At 40.0% G+C, this 15,770-nt stretch carries 13 protein-coding genes and 1 pseudogene; 4 read left to right on the top strand and 10 right to left on the bottom strand.

The features are described 5' to 3' along the window. A partial coding sequence (locus L650_RS0104385; RefSeq protein ID WP_029772325.1) for a BCCT family transporter occupies positions 1-342 on the bottom strand: 342 nt, incomplete at its 3' end. A gap of 435 nt (positions 343-777) precedes the next feature. On the opposite strand from L650_RS0104385, the gene egtB reads away from it, so the two are divergent. Together egtB and egtD are read left to right on the top strand one after the other, a co-directional pair. After that, a complete protein-coding gene (gene egtB / locus L650_RS0104380; protein WP_029772324.1) occupies positions 778-2,052 on the top strand; it encodes an ergothioneine biosynthesis protein EgtB in 1,275 nt (424 codons plus the stop codon). Continuing rightward, on the top strand, positions 2,049-3,023 hold the full coding sequence (gene egtD / locus L650_RS0104375) for an L-histidine N(alpha)-methyltransferase (RefSeq protein WP_029772323.1): 975 nt from the start codon (positions 2,049-2,051) through the stop codon (positions 3,021-3,023). The genes egtB and egtD overlap by 4 nt, the downstream gene beginning before the upstream one ends. A gap of 4 nt (positions 3,024-3,027) precedes the next feature. On the opposite strand, the gene L650_RS0104370 is transcribed toward egtD, so the two are convergent. The 4 genes from L650_RS0104370 to pxpB all read right to left on the bottom strand — a co-directional run bounded on the left by L650_RS0104370 (position 3,028) and on the right by pxpB (position 7,556). Continuing rightward, positions 3,028-3,876: a PhzF family phenazine biosynthesis protein gene (locus L650_RS0104370; RefSeq protein WP_317450478.1), complete on the bottom strand. Its 849-nt coding sequence runs from the start codon at positions 3,874-3,876 to the stop codon at positions 3,028-3,030. Continuing rightward, positions 3,851-5,524, bottom strand: coding sequence for an asparagine synthase B (gene asnB / locus L650_RS0104365; protein WP_024034109.1), 1,674 nt, complete (start codon positions 5,522-5,524; stop codon positions 3,851-3,853). The genes L650_RS0104370 and asnB overlap by 26 nt, the downstream gene beginning before the upstream one ends. A 438-nt stretch (positions 5,525-5,962) precedes the next feature. Further along, on the bottom strand, positions 5,963-6,895 hold the full coding sequence (locus L650_RS0104360; protein WP_029772321.1) for a biotin-dependent carboxyltransferase family protein: 933 nt from the start codon (positions 6,893-6,895) through the stop codon (positions 5,963-5,965). A gap of 1 nt (position 6,896) precedes the next feature. Continuing rightward, positions 6,897-7,556, bottom strand: coding sequence for a 5-oxoprolinase subunit PxpB (gene pxpB / locus L650_RS0104355; RefSeq protein ID WP_029772320.1), 660 nt, complete (start codon positions 7,554-7,556; stop codon positions 6,897-6,899). A gap of 196 nt (positions 7,557-7,752) precedes the next feature. On the opposite strand from pxpB, the gene msrA reads away from it, so the two are divergent. Beyond that, positions 7,753-9,042: a peptide-methionine (S)-S-oxide reductase MsrA gene (gene msrA / locus L650_RS0104350; RefSeq protein ID WP_029772319.1), complete on the top strand. Its 1,290-nt coding sequence runs from the start codon at positions 7,753-7,755 to the stop codon at positions 9,040-9,042. A 116-nt stretch (positions 9,043-9,158) separates the two neighbouring features. After that, a complete protein-coding gene (locus tag L650_RS0104345) occupies positions 9,159-9,914 on the top strand; it encodes a substrate-binding periplasmic protein (RefSeq protein ID WP_029772318.1) in 756 nt (251 codons plus the stop codon). A gap of 854 nt (positions 9,915-10,768) precedes the next feature. On the opposite strand, the gene L650_RS0104340 is transcribed toward L650_RS0104345, so the two are convergent. The 5 genes and pseudogenes from L650_RS0104340 to L650_RS0104320 form a co-directional block, all read right to left on the bottom strand. Then, positions 10,769-11,650, bottom strand: a complete 882-nt coding sequence (locus tag L650_RS0104340) for a LysR family transcriptional regulator (protein WP_004587893.1) — start codon at positions 11,648-11,650, stop codon at positions 10,769-10,771. Positions 11,651-11,964: 314 nt separating this feature from the next. Continuing rightward, positions 11,965-12,611: pseudogene (locus L650_RS0104335) on the bottom strand (3-oxoacid CoA-transferase subunit B). 15 nt (positions 12,612-12,626) lie between these two features. Continuing rightward, positions 12,627-13,325 carry a CoA transferase subunit A gene (locus tag L650_RS0104330; RefSeq protein ID WP_029772317.1) on the bottom strand — a complete coding sequence of 233 codons (699 nt, stop codon included), beginning with the start codon at positions 13,323-13,325 and terminating at the stop codon, positions 12,627-12,629. 45 nt (positions 13,326-13,370) lie between these two features. Further along, positions 13,371-14,273: a hydroxymethylglutaryl-CoA lyase gene (locus L650_RS0104325; protein ID WP_029772316.1), complete on the bottom strand. Its 903-nt coding sequence runs from the start codon at positions 14,271-14,273 to the stop codon at positions 13,371-13,373. Next, the coding region (locus tag L650_RS0104320; RefSeq protein WP_029772315.1) for a biotin/lipoyl-containing protein at positions 14,273-15,770 on the bottom strand (1,498 nt) is incomplete at its 5' end. The genes L650_RS0104320 and L650_RS0104325, both read right to left, overlap by 1 nt.

Raw genomic sequence — 15,770 nt, 5'->3', positions numbered from 1 at the left:
AAGCCATGATATACGCGAGTGCGTTGGTTTAGCACCTTCTCCGCCTAAACGAATATTACCATAGGGCGATACAATTAATGCCAAACAAAATATAACAAAGAAGTTTGCTGCCCACATAAAAAACGCATCAAAGTTATTTATTATATCGAGCTTAATACCATCAAGCGTTGCTTTGGCTGTTTGCGCATCCGAAACGAGAATGGCGACTAAAAAGATGACAATCAAACCGGCACTAATACCAAAAACAGGATTATGTATATCAAATCCCCATTTTTGCACGTTATCTTGACCTACGGTGTAGTCCGTATTATCAATACTATACTTGTCATGATTTTCGCTCATGAATACCTCTTATGTTGTCCTAACAAGCCAGAGAGTTCCGGCATAACACTAAGTTAATTAGCCACAAAGTAAGTTGCATTATTTACAATAAAACTTATTTGAGGACTAACTAAATTAATCGCTGATCATACCCTTAATAGTGTATGAGTTAAATCGTAAATGTAAAACTATTTGGTTATATATGCCTGATTACTTAGCGCTAAAAGCTATTTATCACTAAAAAGATAAGCTATTGTTAATTCAGTGAGTGTTAAAAATTAGTTTGTTATTAAACTAAAATTAAAGCAGCGCTACCAAACTCGTTTAGTCGTTAATACATTAGTCTACGTTTTAAATGGGTAGAGGGTTTGATTTAATCATTATGTAACATGCATAAAGGTAAAATCTGGGGTAGGCTTTATTTAATCGCAAAGAGTGAAAAGGACTAACTTTAATATGCTAAACAAGAAAACGAATGAAGCGCACAGTACTGAAAAAATACACGCTCAATTTCAGTCAATTCGCCAACATAGTCTTACACTTATAAAAAACCTCTGCGCAGAAGATTGCCAACTACAAGCAATGGATGATGCAAGCCCAATGAAATGGCACTTAGCTCACACCACGTGGTTTTTTGAAACATTTTTACTTACTAAGTATCTGCCTAACTACACGCTCTTTGATGAACAATTTAAGGTGCTTTTTAACTCCTACTATAACGGCATAGGTGAGCAATTTAAGCGTGCTAATAGAGGATGTTTATCTCGCCCCAGTTTAGAGGTGGTGTTGCGCTACAGAGCTTATGTTGATAATGCGCTAAACGAGCTGCTTCAATTAGGCACTAACCAAACACTGTGCAATATTATAGAACTTGGGCTGAATCATGAGCAGCAACATCAAGAGCTCATGCTAATGGATATTAAATATAATTTTTCGGTTAATCCAAGCTTTCCTGCCTACAGCCAAAGCCAAAATAACTTAATAAAGGTGAGTGATTCGTTAGGCACTTTAAAATATACCGAATTTAGCCAAAGCATAACCAATATAGGGGCTGATGCTAAAAACGGTTTTTCGTACGATAACGAACAACCTAAACATCAAGCCCTTATTCATGCGTTTAGTTTTGCTAACCGATTAGTGACTAATAGAGAGTACTTACAATTTATAGAGGCGGGCGGGTATAAAAACCCTTCATTTTGGTTAAGTGATGGCTGGGCTAATATAAACACCGAGCAACTTAGTCACCCTTTATACTGGCAGTATATTGACGGGCAGTGGTTTGAATTTACCCTTTACGGACTGCAGCCTTTAAATTTAGATGCGCCAGTGAGCCATGTAAGTTATTTTGAAGCGGCAGCCTATGCTAACTTTGTAAATGCGCGCCTACCTACTGAGTTTGAATGGGAGTATGTAGCGCAGCAGCAAGCACTTAAGCAACAGCAAAATGATTTACTTACGCCAAGTGTATGTAAAAACCCAGATGTTATCTCGCAGTTAAGCGATACATGTTGGCAGTGGACTAATAGCGCCTATTTACCTTACCCAGGCTTTAAACCATTTAGCGGAGCCGCAGGGGAGTACAATGGTAAATTTATGAATAACCAAATGGTTTTGCGTGGCGGGTGTGTGTTTACCCCAAAAGATCATTTAAGACAGACCTATCGTAACTTTTTTTATCCGCACCAAGCGTGGATGTGCAGCGGCATAAGACTAGCAAAGGACATACTATGAGCCAAGTAACAGCAATTAATCAGCAATCAATAACCGATCTAGACTTTTTAAATGATGTATTACATGGACTTGCTCAACAGCAAAAGTCGCTGCCGTGTAAGTATTTTTACGATGATAAAGGGGCGGCTTTATTCGAGCAAATAACCTCATTGCAAGAGTACTATGTTACCCGTACTGAACTTGCCATATTAGAAGGTTACTCAAAAGCTATCGCTAATAGACTGCCCGAGAACCTATCAATTATTGAGCCTGGCTGTGGCTCGGGTAAAAAGGTCGCGTATTTACTCGCCCATATGAGCAATGTAAAAACCTTTGTTCCTTTTGAAATATCATCAGAGATGCTTAATTACTCGTTAGCGCATTTATCACCGTTATTTCCGGAGCTGGCCATTACACCATTGCTAGGTGATTTTACCCATAGCCAAATGGTTAAGCAGTTAACAAAAGACACCGCCTTAGACAGCCAAACAAATTTAGTTTATTTTCCAGGCTCTACACTGGGTAACTTTGCGCCAGTAAAAGCCATTGAAATAATGAATAATTTTCACCGTTTATGTGGTGTTGATGGCTATGTATTAATAGGTATTGATTTAGTAAAAGAGCGACAAGTGTTACTTGATGCTTACGATGACAAAGCCGGCATTACCGCCGCCTTTAATAAAAACTTGCTCCAGCGTATAAATAACGAATTAAATGGCACGTTTATTTTAGATAATTTTAAACACGAATCGCGATTTAACGAAGTGCACAGCCGCATTGAAATGCATTTAGTGAGCAAGTGTAATCAAAGCGTGGTTATTAACGATAAGCAAATAGACTTTGTAGCGGGAGAGAGCATTCACACTGAAAACTCGCACAAATATACGCTTGAGTCGTTTAAAAATCTTGCTGCTCAAGCTAATTTATCGCTTGAACAAACATGGCAAGACGAGAAAAGCTACTTTGCACTTTGCCTACTAAGGCCAATGTAATAGCTTAACTTACAACTACCTGATTGCTGCTAAACGTATAGTTTAGCAGCGCGCCCTTTGGTGACTGCTGCATAAGGCTTACTTTATTTAAACCATATAGTCTAAAAATAAGTGGCGCAATAACCGACACGGCAGAGCCTGTAGCAGTATCTTCATTTACCCCAAATTGCGGCGCAAAATACCTAAAATACGCACTTGCGCGGTTTTTATTAATACTATGTATTTGCAGTGCAATTACGGCATTGTTATGCACATTTACTAAATGATTAAAATTAACCTCTAAATGCTTTAAATCAGCTATGTTTTTAAACAGTACAACGGTATAGCCATTTTTATAAGCTGTTGAGTAAGTAGCTTTTATAGAGTGCGAAAACACATCACTAAGGCTGTTAACCTCATCACTCTTTTTAGAATTAATAGCCGCTAGCTGAAGTTGTACCCGGCCTGTAGCTCGCTTGATTTTAAACCGTTCTTTATCGTTTGAAATAAAATGTGAAGGGCAAAAACCAAAGTGTGCTAATAAACATTTTGCAGCAGCAAGGGTGCCATGGCCGCAGCGCTTAATTTCTGATGTTTGGTTAAACCAGCGAATGTTACATACACGGTGAGAAATTTCATTTTCATTTAAAAAAACGCTAGCAGGGTGCTGCGAATTTGATGCAATTTTTTGCATTACACGCGTACTTAACCCTTGCGTATAAATAACAATTAACGCACTTGAACCGGCTAAGTTATGCTGTGAACTAGAAAATACAGGAACTGAATAAAGGTGCTTTATATATCGCAACCTAGGCTGTTGTAGCCTACGTTGCGATAAAAGGGTGCGTTTAGCCTTTGCTTGCATACGCGTCATTGTGAACGCCAGCAGCACGGCCTGAAGGATCAGCATTATTTTGAAATGATGCATCCCATGCAAGTGCTTCAGGTGTTGAACACGCAACCGACTTACCATGTGGTACACATTTAGCTGATGCATCACCTGGGAAGTGTGATTCAAAAATAGAGCGATAGTAATACGCTTCTTTAGAATCAGGCGTGTTAATAGGGTACTTAAACTTAGCGTTAGCAAGCTCTTGGTCGCTTACTTGCTCGTTTACAAACTCTTTTAACGTGTCTATCCAGCTGTAGCCAACACCGTCTGAGAATTGCTCTTTTTGACGCCACAGTACTTCTTCAGGAAGGTAGCCATCGAAGCCTTCGCGTAAAATGTGCTTTTCAATTTTGCCATCTTTACACATTTTAGCTTCAGGGTTGATACGCATAGCCACATCAACAAACTCTTTATCAAGAAACGGTACGCGTGCTTCTACGCCCCATGCAGCCATTGACTTATTGGCACGTAAACAGTCAAACATATGTAGCTTTGACACTTTACGGTTTAGCTCTTCATGAAACTCTTGTGCGTTTGGCGCTTTATGGAAGTATAAATAGCCACCAAATAGTTCATCAGCGCCTTCGCCCGATAATACCATTTTAATACCCATAGCTTTAATTTGGCGCGCCATTAAATACATTGGCGTTGAGGCACGGATGGTGGTTACATCGTACGTTTCAATGTGGTAAATAACCTCACGAAGCGCATCAATGCCTTCTTGAATGGTAAAGTGAATAGGGTGATGTACTGTGCCAATCATATCCGCTACTTTTTGCGCAGCGGCTAAATCAGGTGAACCCTCAAGCCCAACAGAAAAAGAATGTAGCTTAGGCCACCATGCGTCACTTTCATCGTTATCTTCAATACGTTTAGCGGCAAAACGTTGCGTAATAGCCGAAATAACCGACGAGTCTAAACCGCCCGATAGCAATACCCCATACGGTACATCACACATTAGCTGGCGTTTTACTGCGCTTTCTAGCGCTTCTTTTACGTCTTGCGCTTGTGCACTGTTATCTTTAACTGCATCAAAGGTTTCCCAATCGCGCTTATAATAAGGCGTTAGTTCACCATTTTTGCTGTATAGGTAGTGCCCTGGTGGAAACTCTTCAATGTGCTTACAAATTGGTGAAAGCGCTTTAAGCTCTGAGGCAACATAAAAATTACCATGCTCATCGTGGCCAGTATAAAGCGGAATAATACCAATGTGATCGCGGCCAATTAAGTACGCATCGTTTTCTTCATCGTATAAACAAAATGCAAAAATACCATTTAAGTCATCTAAAAATTCAGGCCCTTTTTGTTTGTATAACGCTAAAATAACTTCACAGTCTGATTGAGTCTGAAACTCAAAATCAACCTCTAACTCTGCTGCCAGCTCTTTGTGGTTATAAATTTCGCCGTTAACCGCTAAAATATTTGTTTTTTCAGGGTTATATAATGGTTGTGCGCCGCTTGATACACCAACAATGGCTAAGCGTTCATGCACTAAAATCGCTTTTTCAGATGAATACACACCAGACCAATCTGGGCCACGGTGCCTTAGTAGTTTTGACATTTCAATTGCTTGGGTACGCAACTGAGTGGCGTTAGATTTAATATCTAATACACCAAAAATTGAACACATAGTAACTCCTCATTCCTATTATGTGTGCAGCAGGGCAACTTTGCTGTGCTGCGAAACCTTGTTTTATCAGAAATAATTACTCAAGTCACACTGCTTTTACAATTAATTAAGAATAATTTATGCACCAACTGAAAAGTGCGCGCACCAAAGTAGTGCGCTGCGCGCAGGTGTGGATATATTTACAACACTTTTGGTGTGTAAAGTGGCGTTAGTAAGGCATTCAGTGCAGTGTTTGCAAAAAAGCACACTGCACAAATGCACCAAGTGTGTGCGAAAATTTAAGCAGAGCTTAAATTGCCTTATTATAATTTTTTGCGTTAGCGTGTTTTAATTTTATTCGCTTAATTAACCAATCTAAGCCTACCTATTGCAAGTTAAGTAGAGCGCCGCTTGTACTTTTATTAGCTCCTTGTAATAGGTTTATATCTCACCTTAGAGTTAACTATATTTAAGCGCCAAGCTGAGTTGATGTAAGTGACCTTTAAGCTTTTGTTTTGCTAAGCTAGCCTGCTCATGGGTTACTTGCTTAAATTCAATTGAGTCACCGGGTCTAAATTGCGCAAATTGATGTAAATCAGCCTCTATTACCGTGCCAAGTAATGGGTAGCCACCGGTTGTTTGTGCGTCGTTAAGTAATACAATAGGCTCACCACAGGGCGGTAATTGAATAGAGCCTGGGCCTGTACCAAGAGAGGCAAGTGAGTGACTATGAGTTAGGGGACTTTCGTTTGTTAGCCTAAGGCCCATTCTGTTGCTGTTATGGCTTACTTTAAACGCCGTTGAAAAAAACTGTTTAAGTAGCGTATCACCTAATAGATGCGCATGTGGGCTTGCATATACCCTAATCACCTTTAGTTTAGGCGGAGTAATAGCGCCACGCTGTATAAAGCGCGTTATTGGCACGGGCGATGTTTTAATAGGAATCATGTCGCCCTCGCTTAGTGCTTTACCTGCTAAACCGCCAAAGAGCGCGTTTAAATCGGTTGATTTTGAGCCCATGATATCTTTAACATCAATGCCACCTTGTACGGCTACATAGGCACGCAAACCAGCGCGGCCAGTATCAAAGCTTAAAGTTTGTTTGGCTCTTACTTGGTAACTCCAGCCAGGGTACAAGGGTGTTTCATCAAGCGCAGCGTTTAAATCAGCACCTTGTAGGGCAATAACAGTATCGGTTTCAAACTGTAACTCGCAAAGGCCTAACGTAACTTCAAGCACAGCTTCATTATCTTTGTTACCCACTAATTTATTGGCAATTATTTGTGCGTAAGGGTCTAAACAACCCGCTTGGCTTACACCTAAATGACGATAACCGCAGCGCCCGCCATCTTGAATTGTAAGTTGTACACCAGGTTTAAGAACTTTTATCACTTTATGCTCCTTGCACTGTGCTTATTGAAACGAACGATAGCGTGTCGCCGGGTTTAAATAAGCAAGGATCTGAGTGTGTGCTATCAAAAAGGGGCGTGTTTGTGTGGCCAATGATATGCCAACCGCCAGGTGTTTCTGCTGGGTAAATGGCAGTTTGCTCTGCGCCTAAAGCAATGGCACCTTTAGGTACTTTAGTACGCGGCGTGTCTCTGCGTGGGATATGCAAGCGTGAATCTAATCCATGCAGGTAGGCAAACCCGGGCTGAAATCCTAAAAATAAAACGTGGTAAGTGGCTTGGCTATGTATTTGAATAATTTGTTGGGGTGTTAAATTAGTTTGTTTGGCAACTAAATCTAAATCTTCTCCTTCATAAGTAGTGTGTATTTTATGGTGAGTGCCTTTAAATGTTGTTGCTTGTACTTTGTCCCATAAATCAGGCAAGGCGTTTTGCCATTTTTTTAAATTACTTGCCGATTTTAAATAAAGCGTTAAAGAGTTCATGCCTGGGACTAAATCAATAAATTCGTTACTTTGCTTTAGCTGCTTAGTGAGTGCCCAAATTTTTTTTTGAGTGTCTAACACATTGTTTTGTTTATGCTGTGTGGCATCTAATAGCAAACTGTTATTTGTTAAAGTAAATACCTGTAAAAATGCAGTCATAATTTAATCTTTTTATACAACGTGCAGCAAAGCTAACATAGTTTTGTCAATTTATTCAGTACCTAGCCATAAGAAAAATAAACGAAAAAGAAATGCAGACTCAAACTGTATTCAAATTTAGCACGTATTTATTTACTGAAATTAAAACAAGGGATGTTGGGTCTTAATTAAAACACGTAGGTATTAAGAGGTATTTATGACATTTTCTCGCTCAGTTTATTTATTAGGCGCCGCTATTACATTTAGCGCCGGCTGTTTTGCTTTATCAACCGAAAAAATAGAGCACAGCAACGTAGAGGCCACAATGCATATAAAAACCATTGTGTTAGGCTCTGGCTGTTTTTGGGGAGCCGAAAAGCGCTACGAAGCACTAGAAGGGGTTATTGATGCAGAGTCAGGCTATGCAGACGGGCACGGCTTTAAAGCAACCTATAAAAATATCACCGACCAATCTCGCCGGTTTGACGAAAACAACTACGCTGAAGTAGTGCAAGTGATGTACAACAGCAATATCATTTCTTCTAAAGCGCTATTACAAAATTACTTTGAAAGCCATGATCCTACACAATCGAATCGCCAAGGTAATGATATTGGCACGCAGTATCGATCAATTATTCTTACTACCACTAAAGAGCAAGCGCAGCTTGCAGAGCAAGTTAAAGCCGAGTATCAGCCGTTATTAAGTGAAGCCGGTTATGGGGCAATTAAAACAGTAATAAGACCGCTTGAGGGGTTTGTATCTGCTGAGGAGTACCATCAAAATTATTTACAAAAGAACCCAAATGGCTATTGCCCAGATCACGCCACGGGTGTGGTATTTAATAAAACTAAAAAAGCAGATGTAGACAATAGTGTTTTACTCACGGGCAAGCAGATTGTGGTACTTGATTCGCGCGAATACTGCCCTTACTGTGAAAAATTTAAAAAAACAGTCGCTAACAATTACAAAGGTTCAATCCCACTGACATTTCGTCACGCCGATGAGCTTAATGGCCTAACTATAAAATCGGCAACTTGGGCAACCCCCACCATTTTGTTTTTAGAAAATGGAAAAGAGGTGTACGCGCGTCAAGGCTATGCAAGCCCCGCTGAATTTTACAAAGCGCTTGGCGCCTTTAAGCTAGGCGATAGTGATGCCTACGAAGTCGCATTTAATGAGCGCACCGACAGACCTTACTGTAAAGAGTATAAAGAATTTAAAAACACTCCCGATGGCGTATTTGTTGATAAATTAAGTGGTGAGCCATTATTTGATACTCGCGATAGATTTAATTCGGGCACGGGGTGGCTGTCGTTTAAACATCCGGTTAAAAATAGTGTTACTAAGCATAAAGATACCAGCTGGGGGATGACTCGAATAGAGCTCAAATCAAAAAGCACCGGTATACATTTAGGGCATTTATTTAAAGGTGAGGGGCCAAGAGGCACAGATAGATACTGTATTAATGCTACTGTGTTAGAGTTTATACCTCGTGACAAAAGCTAATTTATAAGAGCGATTAATTCGCTCTTTTATATTTAATAAATCTAAACTTTAATTAACTGTGATTATGATATATAAATTAATTATCCAAACGATATAAACGGCATTTTACTATCAAATTGATTAACACGTTAGCACTTGTATCAGGGCTTATAACTATAAGCCCTGTATTAGCACAGCCAACCGAAAAATATGTAATAGGGGTAGAGAATATAGAATACCTGCCTTATTACGATGGCAGTGGCACTAATAAGCGTGATTATTTTGGTTTTAGTAAAGAGTTACTGGAACTATTTGCAAAACAACAAAATATTAAATTTGAATTTTACACTTTGCCTATTCCGCGCCTTTATAAAGAATTTATAGAGCATCACCATGTTGACTTTAAATACCCCGACAACCCTAATTGGCAAGTAAGTTATAAAAATCAGCATCAACAAAATATTAATTATTCTGTGCCTTCATTAGTTACACATACAGGTATAGCGAGCTTAAAAGACAATATTAAACTTGAAGATTGTAAATCACTTGCAAAAGTGCGTGGCTTTACATTGCAAGGGCTTGAAAAGTTAACCTCAATGCCAGGCTTGCAAGTACTCGAAAATGATAACGTTATTGAGATGATTTATTTGCTGCATAAAGAGCGAGTTGATTGTATATATATTTCACACGATGTACTTAAATACAATATAGAAGAATTTTTTGATACTCCCGTCCCTGTGTTTTTTCAGCATCAGTTGCCTGTTGATCACCAAGCGTTTATGTTATCGAGCATTAAACACCCACAGCTCGTTAAAAAGTTTAATGTATTTTTAAAAGACAATGAAAATGCCATTGAAGAGCTTAAACAAAAACATAACTTTATAGTTGAATAATACTAAATTTAAGCGAATTGGTATAAAACGGTGGGGCAGGTAATCGTGTTTATAAAACAAAAACGGCCCATATAAGGTCACCACCTCACATGAACCGCTTTTCACACTGACAACATCTTACACACACAATATAAGATTTGGTTTGCTACACAGTAGCTAATTTAGTTATTGCTGCGTGTTGCTGGTGGAATAAAAAACAGTTCAAACCAAGTCACCACCTAACTTGAACTGCTTTTTCACACTGACAACATCTTACACACACAATATAAGATTTGGTTTGCTACACAGTAGCTAATTACGTTATTGCTGCGTGCTGATGGTGGAATAAAAAACAGTTCAAACCAAGTCACCACCTGACTTGAACTGCCTTTTCACACTGACAACATCTTACACACACAATATAAGATTCTTTTCTTACCTTGTTAGAGCTATCACATCTAAAAAGGTTGCATTTATTTGGTGCAAAACAGTAAATAATGTCTAATTAGTAAAAACGTTTAGCTGTTTGCTTGCGATGGGTTAACTTTAAAATAATCGTAAAAGTCAGACAAACGATAAAAATAAAACCAATAAGTGAAAAAAATTAAGCTATAGACTTTAGTCTAACGTGTTGTGTTATTTTATTGATTTAAAAAGATAAATTTTTATAGGTTAGCTTGTAGGGCAAAAACGAATGATTAAATAAAAATATTTAATTAATAATAAATCACTAAACGGTGTTGTTAAGCTGCAAGAAAGTAAAAAAGAAGGAGCTTTACAGTTTACTGCGTGCAGCTTTAGCACTTGCTACGTGCTGCACACATTAAAATTGGCGTTATTAAACCAAAATGTAAATTGTATTTACTAAGGCAACACTAACCTTGAATGTTGCTAAATGTAGATACAACCCATTTAGCAAATAAATCTAGCGCGGGATTTGGCGAATTAGCTTCATGCTGTACTAAATAGTATTTATCTTTGGTGGTAAGGGGCTGTTGAAATAATTTATAAAGCCATTTTTCATCAAACCAGCTTTGGCTAATAGGCAGCGGAATAAGTGAAATGCCAATGCCCTGTTGCGCTGCACGAGCGACCCCAAACATACTATCAATTTGTATAATTTGCGTAGGCGAAAAGTCATCTATACCCGCTTTTTCAGCCCATTGGTGCCATGCCCACGGCCTTGCTTTGTGAAGGATTAATGGTACTTGGTTTAATGCTTGGCAGTGATCGTCTTTCCACTGTTTTAACAGTTTTTCGTTACACGCCGGTATATATTCAAGATTAAATAGCTCTGTAGTAAGGCCCTCAGTGGGTTTACTTGAGGATAAAACAATCGATAAATCACTGTGACGGGTTAGCTCTTTACGGGTTTTGAGCGTATCCATTTGTAAATTTATATTAGGGTGCTCAGATGTCCACTCACTTAATTTAGGCATAAGTAGTTCACTGGCAAAAAATTCAGGCAGCGTAATAGTTATATTAGTATTTTGCTGCAATTGACTGAACTCGTTGATGGTGTTTTCAAGCGTATAGATAATAGGCGAAATGGCATCAAAAAAGTTTTTACCCGCAGCCGTTAAACTAATGGATCGGGTTTGGCGTTGAAAGAGTTCAATGCCTAGTTGTTCTTCAAGTTGTTTTATCTGATGGCTTACCGCAGAGGGCGTTAAGTACAGCTCTTTAGCTGCATGTTTAAAACTTAAGCTTTTTGCTGCAAAGCAAAAAGAGCGGAGGCCTCGAATAGGAGTTTGCATGTTTTCCAGAATTGTTTAATTAATTTAAGACGCCTTTAATAGGCAATAATCGAACCAATAATTTAATATAATAATATCAATAGTTTAATTTTAAATATAGCACTAGTTCACAAAAAAGGTGCAGACAATCCACAAATTAGTGCAAATAATCTAAGCGCTTACATTAAAAGCTATTTGTATTATAGATAATATTTACTACAACTGTATTAAAACTGAAAAAAAGTTTATGGCAGGCAAAAAAATCCCTCTTTCGAGGGATTTTGGGTAACTCAGCGCCATTGGCACTGGGAATGAGGTCGGTACATGGTAAAGCGTTAAAAAACCATTTCTGGTACTTCACCGTCAACAAGTAATTTACCTGCTGTTTTACTAATGATTTCATCAACCGATACGCCCGGAGCGCGCTCGAGTAAATGAAATGCGCCGTCTTTAACTTCAAGTACGGCCAAATCTGTTACTATTTTTTTAACGCAATTAACGCCCGTTAGCGGTAATGTGCACGACTCTAATAATTTAGAATCACCATGCTTACTGGCATGGGTCATAGTAACAATAATATTCTTTGCCCCAGCGACTAAATCCATTGCGCCCCCCATGCCTTTTATCAGCTTTTTGGGGATCATCCACGAGGCAATGTTGCCGCTTTGGTCTACTTCAAATGCACCCAGAACGGTTAAGTCTACATGACCACCCCGTATCATGGCAAAACTATCTGCACTATTAAATATGGCTGNGCTGTCACGGTTTCTTTACCCGCGTTTATCATATCTGCGTCTAGCTCGGCTTTTGTTGGGTAGGGACCCATACCTAAAAGCCCATTTTCTGACTGTAACATAACTTCAATACCATCAGGTACATAGTTTGCGACGAGTGTCGGAATTCCTATGCCCAAATTAACGTAAAAGCCGTCTTGTAGTTCCTGTGCAACGCGCATTGCAACTTGTTCACGTGATAATGCCATAACCTATGCTCCTGCTTAATCTCGTGTTGTTACACGTTCAATGCGTTTTTCAAAGTCGCCTTTTATAACGCGATTTACAAAAATGCCGGGGGTATGAATTTGGCTTGGCTCAAGTTCACCGGGCTCTACTATTTCTTCTACTTCGGCAACGGTAATCTTACCTGCTGTTGCCGCCATTGGGTTAAAGTTCATGGCAGTGTGCCTAAATACTAAATTACCGTATCGGTCGGCTTTCCACGCTTTTACAATGGCAAACTCACCGGTGATCGACTCTTCTAAAATATATGGGCGTCCGTCAAATTCTTTTACATCTTTACCCTCTGCAACGGGCGTACCGTAACCTGTAGCGGTATAAAATGCAGGAATACCTGCACCGCCCGCCCGCATTTTTTCAGCCAAGGTGCCTTGCGGGGTAAGCTCTACATCTATTTCACCGCTTAGTAATTGCTGCTCAAATAGGGCGTTTTCGCCCACATAGGAGGCAATTACTTTTTTAATTTGTTTATCTTTAAGTAAAATTCCTAATCCAAAGTCATCTACACCACAGTTGTTAGAAACCACGGTTAGCTCTTTGGTGTTCATTGCCTTAATTTGTTGAATTAAGCCCTCAGGAATACCGCATAAGCCAAAGCCGCCAGCAATAACGGTATCGCCGTCTTTTAACCCTGCCATTGCAGCTTCGTAACTAGAAACCACTTTATCAAAACCGGCCATGAGACTCTCCTCATTGTATTAACTGCCATTTGGCAAGTTAAGCTATTATTTTTGTGTGTTGCCTAATGCAATTGAAACTTTGCTTACAGGCGTTTTGCCAAGTGCTTGTGTAATTTTCCAACCAGCGCTACTTAACCTTTGTAAATCAATTCCATGTTCAATGCCAAGCCCATTGAGTAAGTAAACAACATCTTCGGTGGCAACATTTCCTGACGCGCCTTTGGCATAAGGGCAGCCGCCAAGGCCTGCAACAGCGGCATCAACCGTTGCTATACCTAAGCTTAACGCTGCGTAAATATTTGTGAGCGCTTGCCCGTAGGTATCATGAAAATGCACTGCCAGTTTTGATTTATCAATATGTTCAAGCAAAAGTGTTAAAAGCTGGGTAACTTTATTTGCAGTGCCAACACCTATGGTATCGCCAAGGCTTATTTCGTAGCAGCCTAAATCTAAAAGCTTTTGCGAAACGCTAAGTACTTTATGCGGGTCTATTTCTCCTTCATAAGGGCAACCGAGTACACAACTTACATAACCGCGTACACGTATGTTATTGGCTTTTGCAAATGCCATAACATCGCTAAAACGCTCAATACTCTCATCAATACTGCAATTTATATTTTTTTGGCAGAACGATTCGCTTGCCGCGGTAAATATGGCAAATTCTTTTATGCCAACGGCATGGGCCGCTTGAGCGCCTTTTAAGTTGGGTGTAAGCGCACTTAAATTTACATGGGGTAAATTAAGCGCTGTTATCACCTCGGCCGAATCGGCCATTTGTGGCACCCATTTAGGCGATACAAAAGCACCGGCTTCAATATTTTTTATGCCCGCGTCACTGAGTGCATTTATTAATGAAATTTTATCAGATGCAGTGACTGACTTTTCGTTTTGTAGGCCATCACGCGCGCCTACTTCAACAATTTTAACTTCAGTTGGGAAAGCAGCCATCACGATGCCTCCTGCGCCGTGGTGTCTTCTACAATTGCTAATAAAGCGCCGTGCGAAACTAATTCGCCTTCATCAAAGCAGTAGCTTTGTAAAATACCATCGTGCGGTGCGTTGAGCGTGTATTCCATTTTCATGGCTTCAATAATCACTACGGCATCGCCTTTGGTAATGGTGCTGCCTACATCAACTAAATGCTTAACCACAGTGCCATTAAGTGGCGCCGCAAGGGGCAGAGCGTCACTTTCATGGCTGCTAATGTAATGTTTAGTGTTTAAGGCAAGCTTAATTTGCAGCGCAGCAAACATCACGCTAATGCTGTTATCAAAGTGGCTAACATGGGCGGTAAATTTTTCCCCATTAATAAACACATTACATACGTTTTGGTTTACAGAGCCTGCTATATCGAACGACTTATCATTATGCGTTACAACATAACCCGTTTTAGTTTTAACGGCGCTTATAGCTAAGTCTGTAAATGGTACATCCACTTTTTGGGGTGCGTTAAGCGTAAAACCACTGAGTTGTTGCCACGGGCTTGCGCTTTGCTGAGTTGCCTTTTTAGCACCAAACGATTCAAGGTAGGCAAAGGCTGCAATTAGTTGTGCTTTTTCAAGCGCGGCGCTATCAACACTTACCAATGCATCGCCTTGCTCGGCAATAAAGTGGGTGCTTGGCGCACCTTGAGCAAATGTAGGGTGGCTAGCTAAGTTGTGTAAAAAGCCAATGTTAGTGCTAAAACCTGCTAAGTGAAATTGCTCAAGTGCTTGGCGTAAACGCGATAATGCTTGCTCTCGGTTATCATCATGCACAATCAGTTTTGCAATCATAGGGTCGTAAAACGGGCTTATTTCATCGCCTTGTGCAATACCGGTATCAATACGTACAAACTCACTGTTAAGTGGTGTGCTTAACGCTTCTATTGTGCCCGAGCAGGGAATAAAGTCGTTACTTGGATCTTCTGCGTAAATACGCGCTTCAAAGCTGTGGCCTTGGAGTTGTATATCTGATTGCGTTAACGGCAGTGTTTGCCCAGCGGCAATATTAATTTGCCAATTAACTAAATCTACGCCGGTTACCATTTCGGTTACAGGGTGCTCTACTTGTAGGCGCGTGTTCATTTCCATAAAGAAAAACTCATCGCCACATAATAAAAACTCAACCGTACCTGCACCTCTGTAGTTTATTGCAAGGGCACAGCGTACTGCGGCTTCACCCATTTCTTTACGCAGTTCATCACTTAAACCCGGCGCTGGGGCTTCTTCAATTACTTTTTGATGACGGCGCTGTAATGAGCAATCACGATCCCCTAAATAAACACAGTTACCGTGGTTATCAGCAAAAACTTGTACTTCAACATGGCGAGGCTGGTTAACATAGCGCTCAAGCAGTACTAAGTCGTTACCAAAGCCCGCAATTGCTTCACGCTGTGCGCCTTCAAGCGCACTTATAAAGTCTTTGGCTTGCTCAACAACGCGCATGCCTTTACCGCCGCCGCCA

Source organism: Pseudoalteromonas sp. TB51, assembly GCF_000498055.1.
Taxonomy (GTDB): Bacteria; Pseudomonadota; Gammaproteobacteria; order Enterobacterales; family Alteromonadaceae; genus Pseudoalteromonas; species Pseudoalteromonas atlantica.
Note: the sequence above shows the minus strand (reverse complement) of the source record. Positions and strands in the feature narration are given on the sequence as shown.